General features: G+C 64.1%; 14 protein-coding genes, 1 tRNA gene and 1 pseudogene. 10 read left to right on the top strand and 6 right to left on the bottom strand.

Going from position 1 to position 11,189, the window contains the following annotated elements:
* Positions 1-6: 6 nt before the first annotated feature.
* Entirely contained in the window at positions 7-1,536 is a 1,530-nt protein-coding gene (locus ORS3428_RS23915) for a winged helix-turn-helix domain-containing tetratricopeptide repeat protein (protein WP_244508083.1), read from the top strand.
* 18 nt (positions 1,537-1,554) lie between these two features.
* Here ORS3428_RS23915 and ORS3428_RS23920 read toward each other — a convergent pair whose 3' ends face one another.
* Positions 1,555-1,947 (bottom strand): GFA family protein, encoded by a 393-nt coding sequence (locus ORS3428_RS23920; RefSeq protein ID WP_071100757.1) that lies wholly within the window; start codon positions 1,945-1,947, stop codon positions 1,555-1,557.
* Between the two features lie 136 nt (positions 1,948-2,083).
* Positions 2,084-2,168: transfer RNA gene (locus ORS3428_RS23925), tRNA-Leu, on the bottom strand.
* Between the two features lie 275 nt (positions 2,169-2,443).
* Between ORS3428_RS23925 and ORS3428_RS23930 the strand changes: the two genes are divergently transcribed.
* Complete coding sequence (locus ORS3428_RS23930) at positions 2,444-3,034, top strand: YqaA family protein (RefSeq protein WP_071100758.1); 591 nt, start codon at positions 2,444-2,446, stop codon at positions 3,032-3,034.
* 24 nt (positions 3,035-3,058) lie between these two features.
* Positions 3,059-3,577, top strand: coding sequence for a disulfide bond formation protein B (locus ORS3428_RS23935; protein WP_071100759.1), 519 nt, complete (start codon positions 3,059-3,061; stop codon positions 3,575-3,577).
* 162 nt (positions 3,578-3,739) lie between these two features.
* Here ORS3428_RS23935 and ORS3428_RS23940 read toward each other — a convergent pair whose 3' ends face one another.
* Positions 3,740-4,297: an HNH endonuclease gene (locus ORS3428_RS23940; RefSeq protein WP_071100760.1), complete on the bottom strand. Its 558-nt coding sequence runs from the start codon at positions 4,295-4,297 to the stop codon at positions 3,740-3,742.
* Positions 4,298-4,408: 111 nt separating this feature from the next.
* Positions 4,409-5,068 (bottom strand): DNA-3-methyladenine glycosylase family protein, encoded by a 660-nt coding sequence (locus tag ORS3428_RS23945; RefSeq protein WP_071100761.1) that lies wholly within the window; start codon positions 5,066-5,068, stop codon positions 4,409-4,411.
* 97 nt (positions 5,069-5,165) lie between these two features.
* On the opposite strand from ORS3428_RS23945, the gene gluQRS reads away from it, so the two are divergent.
* On the top strand, positions 5,166-6,041 hold the full coding sequence (gluQRS, locus tag ORS3428_RS23950; protein WP_071100762.1) for a tRNA glutamyl-Q(34) synthetase GluQRS: 876 nt from the start codon (positions 5,166-5,168) through the stop codon (positions 6,039-6,041).
* Positions 6,042-6,110: 69 nt separating this feature from the next.
* On the opposite strand, the gene ORS3428_RS23955 is transcribed toward gluQRS, so the two are convergent.
* A complete protein-coding gene (locus ORS3428_RS23955) occupies positions 6,111-6,398 on the bottom strand; it encodes a hypothetical protein (RefSeq protein WP_071100763.1) in 288 nt (95 codons plus the stop codon).
* A 152-nt stretch (positions 6,399-6,550) separates the two neighbouring features.
* On the opposite strand from ORS3428_RS23955, the gene ORS3428_RS23960 reads away from it, so the two are divergent.
* Positions 6,551-7,453 (top strand): DMT family transporter, encoded by a 903-nt coding sequence (locus ORS3428_RS23960; RefSeq protein WP_071100764.1) that lies wholly within the window; start codon positions 6,551-6,553, stop codon positions 7,451-7,453.
* Here ORS3428_RS23960 and ORS3428_RS23965 read toward each other — a convergent pair.
* On the bottom strand, positions 7,423-8,274 hold the full coding sequence (locus tag ORS3428_RS23965) for a YihY/virulence factor BrkB family protein (protein ID WP_071100765.1): 852 nt from the start codon (positions 8,272-8,274) through the stop codon (positions 7,423-7,425). The genes ORS3428_RS23960 and ORS3428_RS23965 overlap by 31 nt on opposite strands.
* A gap of 58 nt (positions 8,275-8,332) precedes the next feature.
* Here ORS3428_RS23965 and ORS3428_RS23970 point away from each other — a divergent pair, with 58 nt between their 5' ends.
* The 5 genes and pseudogenes from ORS3428_RS23970 to ORS3428_RS23990 all read left to right on the top strand — a co-directional run.
* Entirely contained in the window at positions 8,333-9,190 is an 858-nt protein-coding gene (locus ORS3428_RS23970; protein WP_071100766.1) for an SDR family oxidoreductase, read from the top strand.
* 24 nt (positions 9,191-9,214) lie between these two features.
* A complete protein-coding gene (locus ORS3428_RS23975; protein ID WP_071100767.1) occupies positions 9,215-9,406 on the top strand; it encodes a twin transmembrane helix small protein in 192 nt (63 codons plus the stop codon).
* Between the two features lie 17 nt (positions 9,407-9,423).
* Positions 9,424-10,005 carry a cob(I)yrinic acid a,c-diamide adenosyltransferase gene (locus tag ORS3428_RS23980; protein ID WP_071100768.1) on the top strand — a complete coding sequence of 194 codons (582 nt, stop codon included), beginning with the start codon at positions 9,424-9,426 and terminating at the stop codon, positions 10,003-10,005.
* Positions 10,006-10,030: 25 nt separating this feature from the next.
* On the top strand, positions 10,031-10,840 hold the full coding sequence (locus ORS3428_RS23985; RefSeq protein WP_071100769.1) for a rhomboid family intramembrane serine protease: 810 nt from the start codon (positions 10,031-10,033) through the stop codon (positions 10,838-10,840).
* A gap of 164 nt (positions 10,841-11,004) precedes the next feature.
* Positions 11,005-11,189, top strand: a pseudogene (locus tag ORS3428_RS23990) (electron transfer flavoprotein subunit beta/FixA family protein); the annotation flags it as partial.

The raw sequence follows: 11,189 nt of genomic DNA on the forward strand, positions 1-11,189 counted from the left end.
CTATAGATGCGCCCCATGCAGGGATCGCGCTTTGCCTTTGGTCCATTCGTGTTTGACCCGGGGGCGGGAACGCTCCTTCGCGACGATGTTCCCGTTGCTGTCGGCTACCGCGGGCTGAAGCTGCTTGCGGCGCTCGTCGGACGTCCGGGCGAAATCCTGGGCAAAGCCGAGTTGATGGACGCGGCCTGGCCGGGCACGGCCGTCGAGGAAGGCAACCTCACCGTCCAGATCGCTCAGCTCAGGAAGCTGCTTGGCCCGGCCGGCGATGCAGGCGAAGGCGGCGGCGAATGGATCGCCACGGTTCCGCGCGTCGGCTACCGCTTCACGGGCGCCGTCGAACAGCTCGCCGGCGCGGCGCGAAAATCTTTGCCGCTGCCCGACAAGCCGTCGATAGCCGTGCTGCCCTTCGTTGCCTTCAGCAGCGACCCCGAGCAGGAATCCTTCGCCGACGGGTTGACCGAGGACCTGATCACCGACCTGTCAAGGAACTCCGGCCTGTTCGTCATCGCGCGGAACTCGGTCTTTGCCTACAAGGGCAAGGCGATGGACGTGCGCGCGATCGCCGGGGAGCTTGGCGTGCGCTACCTGCTGGAAGGCAGCGCACGACGCGCCGCGGGGCGCGTGCGCATCAATGCCCAGCTCGTCGACGCGGTGAGCGGCGAGCATCTATGGGCGGAACGCTTCGATCGCAGCCTGGAAGATATCTTTGCCGTCCAGGACGAGGTGACGGCCAAGATCGTGGAAGCGTTGCTCGGCCGCCTGCGCGCGCCACCGCCGCGCAATCGGCCCAAGAACCTCGAGGCCTACGATCTTTGCGTGCGGGCGCGCAAGYTGATCGACGATTCGCCGCAGGCCGCGCGGGAAGCGCATCTGATGCTGACGCGCGCGGTTTCGCTCGATCCGGACTATGCCGAGGCCTATCGCTGGCTCGCCATGAACCACTGGATGGGCTGGGTGCATTGGGGCCAGCCGATCGAACCCGCGCGCAGCATCGCCCTGGAGCTGGCGCGCAAGGCGGTGGCGATCGACCCCAACGACGCCGGCTGCCGCTGGGTGCTCGCCAACCTGCTTGCCTATGAGCGCCGCTTCGACGAGGCGGATGCGGAATTCGCCAGGGCGATCGAGCTCGATCCGAACGAGGCCGACACCTGGGCGACGATGTCCGACATCACGGTTCTGGCCGGACGGGTCGAGGAGGGCCTTGAGCAGATCCGGAAGGCCTTCCGCCTGAACCCGTTTCCGGCAAGCTGGTACTATCTGACGCTCGGCCAGGCGCAATATGCAGCCGGCGACTACGATGCCGCCATCGAGACGCTGCGCAGGGACGAGACTTACCGCACAGGCTCGCGCCGTTTCCTGGCGGCGAGCCTTGCGCAGCTCGGCCGGCTCGAYGAGGCGCGCGCCGAGGTAGAGATGTTCCTCGTCGCCAATCCGCATTTCTCCACCGGCTTTTGGGCCGCGACGGAACCGTTCCGGGACGCCGCGATGCTCAAGCATTTCGTCGACGGCTTCCGCAAGGCCGGTCTTCCGWAGTGATCCTGCACCGGCGGCTGACTATTCTTCGAAGCGACTCGTGGCCTTGCGATTGTGCTTGTAGCGTTTCGTCACCGGAAACGGCGGCAGCCAGGACTCGCGGCGGATGACCCAGCTCTCATAGGTCGGCTTCAGCTGGTTAGGGGCATCGAGGGAGCCCAAATGCACCTCGATCTCGTCCGCGGTGAGTGCGAAAACGGACGAGCCGCAGCGCGGACAGAAATACCGTCCGGCATAGTCGCGCGTTTCGCCCTCGACCGTCACCGCATCCTGGTGAAACACCGCGGCAGCATAGAAAACCGCGCCATGATGCTTGCGGCAGTCGAGACAGTGGCAGATGGCGACCCGATACGGCCGACCCGACGCCACAAATCGGACATCGCCGCACAGGCAACCTCCGGTGAACCGGTCCATGCTGCGTCTCCTCCAAAGAAGCAAGGCGGAATGTTACGACGGAGCTCGGCCGGACGTCCATGAAGACGCGAAAAATCGAAGATCTTCACCTAACATCTTTAGGTGACCAGCCACCCGAAGCTCGAAGAGCGAAGGGTGGTGCCCCTAGCCGGGATCGAACCAGCACTCCTTGCGGAACTCGATTTTGAGTCGAGCGCGTCTACCAATTCCGCCATAGGGGCTCAGGCCGGACGGCCTGGATGGGCGCGGACTATACGGGCGGACGGGTTTTCGTCAACTGGCCTGTTGCCGATTTGCCGGCGCGAGCTGCGCACGAGCCACGCCTTTCGGTTTCGTGAAGGCGCCGGCATTGTGCGGCGCGGAAAATCTTTCTAGACAGGCGAACGTTTGAAGCGCCCGGGGTCGGAAACGACGGCTGCGGCGCTTTGGGTCCTTGTTTCGTGCAAGCCGGTGGCCGAAAACCGCTGCGCCGCTTGGGGCGACATTAGGAGAGCCGATGCTTCGCGGACTTTACGACTGGACCCTGTCGCTGGCGGCAAGGAAATCGGCCGAATGGTGGCTTGCCTTCATCGCCTTCGTCGAGAGCTCCGTCTTCCTGGTGCCGGCCGACGTGCTCTATCTGCCGATGGCGCTGTCAAAACCCGAGCGTGCCTACCGCTATGCGCTGATCGCCACCGTCTCCTCGGTGCTGGGTGGCGTCGCCRGCTGGTTCATCGGCCACTACGCCTATGAAGCGGTGGCCAAGCCGATCCTCGAATTCTATGGCAAGTATGACGAGTTCGAGCAGCTGCGCACCTCCTCCGGCGTCGGTTTCATCATCCTGATGCTGATCACCTCAGGCGCCGCCCATCTGCCACCGATCAAGGTGGTGACGATCCTGTCCGGCGTGATYGGCGTCAACCTGCTGCTGTTCATCGGGCTGGCCATAGTCGCGCGCGGCGCCCGTTTCCTGCTGCTCGCCTGGCTGCTGCGCCGCTATGGCGAGTCGATCAAGGAGTTCATCGAGAAGCGCTTGGGAACGATTGTCGGGGCCGGAGCCGCTGCCCTGATTTTGCTCTATATCCTCGTCAGATACGCCCACGGATAAGCCAAGCGAACGGATCAGGGACCGATGACAGCGACCATGAATGCCGATACCGGACGCCAGCGGACGCGGGCCGCGCTGTTTCTCGCCGTCGCCATGGCGGCCACCGTCGGCTCCGCGCTCGCCTTCCAATACATAGGCGGCTACATCCCCTGCCACCTCTGCCTCGAGCAGCGCACCCCCTACTATCTCGGCGCGCCGCTGATGTTGGTGGCGGCGATCACCTCGATGCTGCGCGCGCCTGCCTGGGTGACGCGTGGGCTGCTCGCGATCGGCGGCCTGTTGATGCTCTACGGCCTCTATCTCGGCGTCTACCACTCCGGCGTCGAATGGAGATGGTGGCCGGGGCCGGCCGACTGCACGGCCGGAGCCGGCCCGGTGGATACCGGGGGCAAGGGCGTGCTCGACGCGCTCGACAAATTCGTCCCGCCCTCCTGCGACAAGGCAGCCCTTCGCATCCTCGGCCTGTCGCTCGCCGGCTGGAACGCCATCGCCAGCCTCATCCTGGCAGCCGTCGCCTTCCGCAGCGCGCTGTCGCGCGACTGAATCACCCCAAAGCGCCGACCCGAGATCGTTCAAAGAATTCGGCAGGCTGAGTCGGATGAAGTGATTTTCGAGAACCGGAGCGAAGCGGACATTTAAGTCCGTGAGCACCGGAAGCGCAGAAAATCGCTTCAGGCGGCCAGCCTCCCGAATTATCGAACGATCTCAAGGCTCCAGTTCGACATCCCAGTACAGATAGTCCATCCAGCTTTCGTGCAGATGGTTGGGCGGGAACAGGCGGCCGTTGTTGTGYAGGTCGTGCACCGTCGGCTGATAGGGCTTTTGCAGCGGCCACATCTTGGCCTGCGCCGRCATCATGCCGCCCTTCTTGAGATTGCAGSGCGAGCAGGCGGCCACGACATTCTCCCAGGTCGTCGCCCCGCCGCGATGGCGCGGGATGACATGGTCGAAGGTGAGGTCGTCGGTGGTGCCGCAATACTGGCACTGGARGCGGTCGCGCAGGAAGACGTTGAAGCGGGTGAAGGCCGGATGCCGCGACGGCTTCACATAGGCCTTCAGGCTGACCACGCTCGGCAGCTTCATCGAGAAGGTCGGCGAGGAAACGGCGTGCYCGTATTCCGCGACGATATTGACCCGGTCGAGGAAGACCGCCTTGATGGCGTCCTGCCACGACCAGAGCGACAAGGGGTAGTAGYTGAGCGGGCGGTAGTCCGCATTCAGCACCAGTGCGGGAAGCCCATCCGGAGATACGGCAACCGTCACGTCGTTGGCCTCCTTGGTTCTAGAACCGAACGGCCCGGATACTGTAAGCCCGACATGACAGGGATGTGAAGCAGATTGTCACTCGTCGAAACGGTCAAAAATACATGATTTTCATGCAATTTTGGCGATTTCGGCAGAAGGCGCCGCGTCCCTGCCCTTCAATTCGCGATAATAAGCCCAGAAAAGCCGCGACGCGACACCCCGCCACGGGCTCCATGATTCGGCCAGCCGGATGAGCGTTTTTTCCGGCGGACGCGGGTCGATGCCGAGCGCGTGGCCGACCGCGCTTTGCAGGGCGACATCGCGYGCCGGGAAGACGTCCGGGTGGCCGGCGGCGAACAGAAGGTAGCACTCCGCCGTCCAGGGGCCGATGCCGGGCACCGCCGTCATCGCCGCGATCGCCTCAGTGGCCTCGAGCGAGCAGAGGTGATCTAGGTCGAGCCCGGCGGCTACGGCTTGCGCCACTGCGATCAACCCGCGCTGCTTCGGCCGCGACAGACCGGCCTCGCGGAAAATGTCCTCGCCCGCGGAGAGAATCCCTTGCGGCGTCAGCGGATCGACCAGCCTGGCCAGCCGGGCGAAGATGGCATCCGCACTGGCACGAGATACCTGCTGCGAGACGATGATGGAGGCTAGGCTCCTGAACCCCGGCTCCGAAAGTCGAAGCGGCACCTCACCCGCTATGCCGCGCACTCTTTCCAGCCGCGGATCGATGCGGCAGAGCGCGTCGAGCCCTGCCGCAATGTCGTCGAGCGAGGCGATGCGTTGCACGTTTGCGTGTTCCCTGGGCGGCCGCGAAGTGGCAATTGATGGCTAAGCAAACTATCAACCGGCGCAAGCGCCTTTCAACCCGAATGCCGCCTCAGCCATGACGCTCCTGACATTCCGCTTCGCACCGAGCCCAAATGGCGAGTTGCATCTCGGCCATGCCTATTCGGCCCTGCTCAACCAGGAGATGGCGGCGCGGGCCGGCGGGCGGCTGTTGCTGCGCATCGAGGACATCGACATCACGCGCTGTACGCCGGAATTCGAGGCCGGCATCTTCCGAGACCTGAAATGGCTGGGGCTCGGCTGGGAGGAGCCGGTGCGGCGCCAGTCCGAGCATTTTTCCGAATACAAGGCGGTGCTCGACCGGCTGATCGCCGAGGAGCTTGTCTACCCCGCCTTCATGAGCCGCGGCGAGATCCGCGCCTTCATTGCCGAGAGCGAGAAGCGTGGCCGCGAGTGGCCGCGCGACCCCGACGGCGTGCCGCTCTATCCGCCCCTGGACAGGATATTGCCCGCGAAAGAGCGCAAGCGACGCATCGCCGAGAACATGCCTTTTGCCTGGCGGCTCAATGTCGAGGCCGCCATGGCGCGCATGCCGGATGCCTTGTCATGGATCGAGTTCACCGACGAGACCATGGCCGCAACGCGCACAATCGAAGCAAGGCCGCAGGCCTGGGGCGACGTCATCGTGGCGCGGCGCGACATCCCGACCAGCTACCATCTCGCCGTCGTCCTCGACGACGCGCTGCAACAGGTCAGCCATGTGGTTCGGGGCCAGGATCTCTTTTCGGCGACCGGCGTGCAGCGCCTGCTCCAGGAATTGCTGGGCCTTTCGCCGCCTCGCTACTTCCACCACCGCCTGATCCTCGGGCCGGACGGCAGAAAACTTTCGAAGAGTTTCAAGGACACCGGCCTTGCCGCGCTCAGACAGGCAGGCGTGTCGCCGCAAGGCGTCGGGCGGCTGATCGGGCTTTAGCCGGTTGCAGCGTCTTAAGATTCAGGCCAGGCCGGCATCACCTGGGTATCAACGCGCCGATTAAAGGGATTAAAGGCGAGCCAGACCGGCCTTGATGAGCGCCATCACGCTGATGAAGACGAAGGCGCCGCCCAGACCCCAGGCGACCGCAAGTCTCAGGTCCCTGAAACTGATGCCATGGGCGTTGGCAACCATCACCGCAACGAAGAAGCCCAGCGTGAAGAGCAGCGTGTTGCCGGTCGAGCCGAACCCGTCGTCCTTCATGATTGCATCGAGCGCTGTGCCGAAGAAGAAGCCGAAGACGGCGACGGTCGCGACCGCGAACAACAGCCAAGTCGCGCTGAGATGCAAAAGCATGCCTCTCCATGGCGTGCCTTAACGCCATGCCCCTCTGGCACCGTTTGTTGAATTCGAATGAGCTTATGGATCAACCGTTTCGTTTTGCTTGCCGAATTGAACGGTATTAGAGCAATTGCGATCATTACTTTTCACCGGCAGCTTCCCCCACAATGCACAGCTTCAAGCGGATCATCCCCGCCTCTTTCGTCGTCCTGTGGGCGACCGGYTTCATCGGCGCGCGCTATGCCATGCCGTGGGCTGAGCCTTTCACCTTCCTCGCCATCCGCTTCGTGTTGGCGGCGATCCTGTTCGCCGGCCTCTCTGCAGTGCTCGGCTCGCGCCGGGCGAGCCGGAAAGAGGCGCTTCACGCGATTGTGGCGGGCGTGCTCATGCACGGCGTCTATCTCGGTGCCGTGTTCTGGGCGATCCACAAGGGCATGCCGGCCGGGCTCTCGGCGCTGATCGTCGGCCTGCAGCCGCTGATCACTGCTGTGCTCGCCGGCAAGTTCCTCGGCGAGGCGATCCTGCCGCGGCATTGGACCGGCCTGACCGCCGGGCTTTTGGGTGTCGTCATCGTGCTCTGGCCGAAGCTCGGGGCGATCGGCGGCGGCGTTACGGCGGCAACGCTGACGGCCTCGCTGATTTCCGTGCTCGGCATGAGCGCCGGAACCATCTGGCAGAAGCGCTTCGCCTCCGGCGGCGACCTCGTGTCGGCGACGATGTGGCAATATGTCGGCGGCTCCGTCCTCACGATCCTGGGGTCGCTTGCCTTCGAGACGCGCACGATCACCGTCAACGGCGAGCTCGTCTTCGCAATGGCATGGCTGGTCCTGGTGCTGTCGATCGGCGCCATCTTTCTGTTGATGGTGATGATCAGGGACGGCGAGATGTCAAAGGTCGCCTCGCTGTTCTACCTAGTGCCGGCCGTCACCGCCGTCATCGCCTGGGCTCTGTTCGGCGAGCAGCTCAATCTGCTGCAGATCGCCGGCATGGTGATCGCAACGCTGGGTGTCGGCCTGGCAACCGCCCGGCCAGACAGGCCTCAACCGACTCGCGCACGCGCTTCGAGATAGCGGCTGATCGCGGCGTTGAGCTCGCCGCCGAGGATGAAGATGGCCGAGATGATGTAGAGGAACACCACCGCGATCATGATCGAGGCCAGCCCCGCATAGGTCGTCACATAGGAGGAGAAGTGGTCGAGATAGACGGCGAAGATCGTTGAGCCGACCAGCCAGGCGATCAGCGTGAAGACGATGCCCGGAATGATCGAGGCAAAGCGGCGCTTGCCGGCGGGCAGCCAGATATGCACCGAGAACAGCCCGATGACGATGACCGTCGAGGCGATCACGTAACGCCATACGGTGATCGTGCCCATATAGGGCTTGATCCATTCCAAATGCGCCTCGGCCAGGCGCGCGAGCAGCGGCGCGAATACCAGAAGCACGCTGACGGCGAGAAAACAGGCCGTCGCGATCAGCACGAAGATGATGCTCTGCACCCGGCGGTAGATGATACCGCGCGTCTCCGTCACTCGGTAGKCGCGGTTGAGCGACGTGCGCAAAGCCTCGATGCCGTTCGAGGCGAAGTAGGCAGCAAGCACCACGCCGTACGTCAGGAGGTCGGTGCGCCGCACGGTGAGCACGTTCTGCACCTCGCGCGCGATCGGCTTGGCGATCTGCTCCGRCCAGGTGTCAAAGACCAGATGCWCGGCCGTGTCGGCGAAGGCGCGCGCGCCGAGAAAGCTTGCCAATGTCGTGGCGAAGATCAGGAAGGGAAACAGCGCCATCAGCGAGGTGATCGCCAGGTGGCTCGCCATCGCCCAGCCGTCGTCGGTGGTGAAATGGCCGATCGCATCGTAGAGCACGCGCTTGACGGCGACGATATTCCTCAGCAAGGACCCGCGCTCCGCTCGATTGTGTCGACGCCGCGAATATGGGAAGTGATTGCGGCAAATGGCAACCCCAGCTCAAACCGCCGCGAAAGAGTTGCGCACCATTATCGTCACCGGCGCTTCCTCCGGGATCGGCGCCTATTGCGCGCGGGCATTGAAGGCGGAAGGGTGGCGGGTGTTCGCCACGGCGCGCCAGGCGGCCGACATCGCCGCGCTTGAGTCCGACGGCATCGAGGCCTTCTATCTCGACTACCGTGAGCCGGAATCGATCGCCGCGCTGGTCGATGCCGTGCTGAAGCGCACGGGCGGCGCGCTCGATGCGCTGTTCAACAACGGTGCCTACGCCCAGCCCGGCGCCGTCGAGGACTTGGCCGTCGAAGCGCTGCGCGAGCAGTTCGAAGCGAACTTCTTCGGCTGGCACGACCTGACGCGGCGCGTCGTGCCGGTCATGCGGCGTCAGGGRCAAGGCCGCCTTGTCCATTGCTCCTCGATCCTGGGACTCGCCCCAGTCCGCTTTCGCGGCGCCTATTCGGCCTCGAAGCACGCCGTCGAAGGCTTGATGYTGTGCATGCGCCAGGAACTCGAAGGCAGYGGCGTCCACCTGTCGCTGATCGAGCCGGGTCCGGTGAGATCGAAKATCGCCAGCAACGGCTTGGCGTGGTTCCTCAGGAATATCGACGTCGAGAACTCCGTCCACCGCGCCGACTATCAGGCCCAGCTCGCGCGGCTGCAGGCGGGCGGCAGCGTGTCACGGCTGAAGCCGGGACCGGAGGTAGTCCACACCGCGTTGCGGCATGCACTTCTGTCGCGGCGCCCACGCCCGCACTATGTGGTAACGGTGCCGGCCAAGATCGGCGTGGTGCTCAAGCGCATCCTGCCGGCATCAGCGCTCTACCGYGTGCTCGCCAGGCGCGCCTGACAGAAACCGAACTGGAGTCCGCCCATGGGGACCGCCTTTAACATCCTTGCCATCGTCGCCTTGGYCGCTGTCGTAGTCGTGCTCCTGCGCGGCCTGGTCAACATGATGCGCGGCGRCTCCGGCATCACCTCGAACAAGCTGATGCAGGCCCGCGTGTTGCTGCAGTTCATCGCCTTGGTGCTGATCTTGCTGACCGTCTATTTCACCCGCAAATAGCGGGCAAGGAGAACGACGTGGTCAAGCTCAACAAGATATACACCCGCACCGGCGACGACGGCACGACCGGCCTCGGCAGTGGCGAGCGGCGGCTGAAATCCGATCTGCGCGTCGAAGCCTACGRCACGGTGGACGAAGCCAATGCATGCATCGGCATGGCCCGCATCCATACCGGAAAGGACCATCCGGCGATCGACGCCATGCTTTCGCGCATCCAGAACGACCTTTTCGATCTCGGCGCCGATCTCGCGGTGCCGGACAGCGGCAAGCCGCTCGACTACGAGCCGCTGCGCATCGTCGCCGCGCAGACCGAGCGGATCGAAAAGGACATCGATCTGCTCAACAAGGATCTGCAGCCGCTGAAGTCCTTCGTGCTGAACGGCGGCACGCCGGCGGCGGCCGCCCTCCATCTGGCGCGAACGGTGGCGCGGCGTGCCGAGCGCATCATGGTGGCGCTGGCGCAGCATCCGGCCGAGYACGTCAACCGCGAGGGCCTGAAATACATCAACCGTGTCTCGGACTTCCTGTTCGTTGCCGCGCGTGCGGTCAATGACAATGGAAATGCCGACGTGCTATGGGTTCCCGGCAAGAACCGCTGACAATCAKGGATCGCGGGAGGATCCAATGTTTATCCCGCTTTAYGACACCAACAGGCTGCGTCACATCCGCCTGCAATATGTGACGATCGGCCTGATCGTGGCGAATGCGCTGGTCTATCTCGCGACTACGCTCGGCGGCGAAAACTTCAACAACGCCGCGGTGCTGGGTCTCGGCTTCATCCCGTCGGTGGTCCACGACAAAGTCGAGCTGTCGCCCGAATTCGTCGTCATCCCCGAGAGCCTCAGCTATGTCACCTATTCCTTCCTGCATGCCGACATCTTCCATCTCGGCGGCAACATGCTGTTCCTGTGGGTGTTYGGCGACAATGTCGAGGATGCGCTCGGTCATATCCGCTACCTGATCTTCTATCTGCTTTGYGCGGCCGCGGGCGCGTTCTTTCAAGGGTTGGTGGCCTGGGATTCGCAGGTACCGCTGATCGGCGCCTCGGGAGCGATTGCCGGTGTGGTCGCCGCCTATCTGATCCTCTATCCAAGGGTTAAGGTCTGGGTTCTGGCCTTCGCGCGCATCCCTCTGCGCATCCCGGCTTTCATACCGCTCATCCTCTGGATCCTGTTCCAGATCGTGATGTTTGCTGCGGGCGGYGAAGACCGGGTTTCCTGGGCCTGCCATATCGGCGGCATCATCGCCGGCGCCGTTCTCGTGCTGGTGCTGCGCAGCCGCGGCGTGCCACTGCTTGCCGGCGCCGACGGCGAGCCGGATCCCGTGCCGACGGTCCAGCCGGCGCCCGTCCCCGTCGAACCCATCGGCAGCGCGCCGGGTTCGGCGCAGCCGGCGTYGCAATGGGGTCGAGGAGYCGCTCCGCCTCAGGACTGAACCGATTTGGGTGCGTCCTGGATATTGACGCGCCGGATTGCCGCCACTACGGAAACGCCACCATGCTGGACGGATATTCCGCCGGGAATGTCGGCTTTCGACAACTCTGAACAGGCGCACACTGCTATAGCGCGCCCGACTATCTCAGGAGAGGTGACAGGAAAATGAAGATCCTTGTGCCCGTGAAGCGGGTTGTGGATGCCAACGTCAAGGTTCGGGTGAAGGCCGACGGACTGGGCGTCGAGCTCGCCAACGTCAAGATGGCGATGAACCCGTTCGACGAGATCGCGGTCGAGGAAGCGATCCGGATCAAGGAAGCCGGCAAGGCCGAGGAGATCGTTGTCGTGTC

This window comes from Mesorhizobium sp. ORS 3428 (assembly GCF_001854785.1).
Lineage (GTDB): Bacteria > Pseudomonadota > Alphaproteobacteria > Rhizobiales > Rhizobiaceae > Mesorhizobium.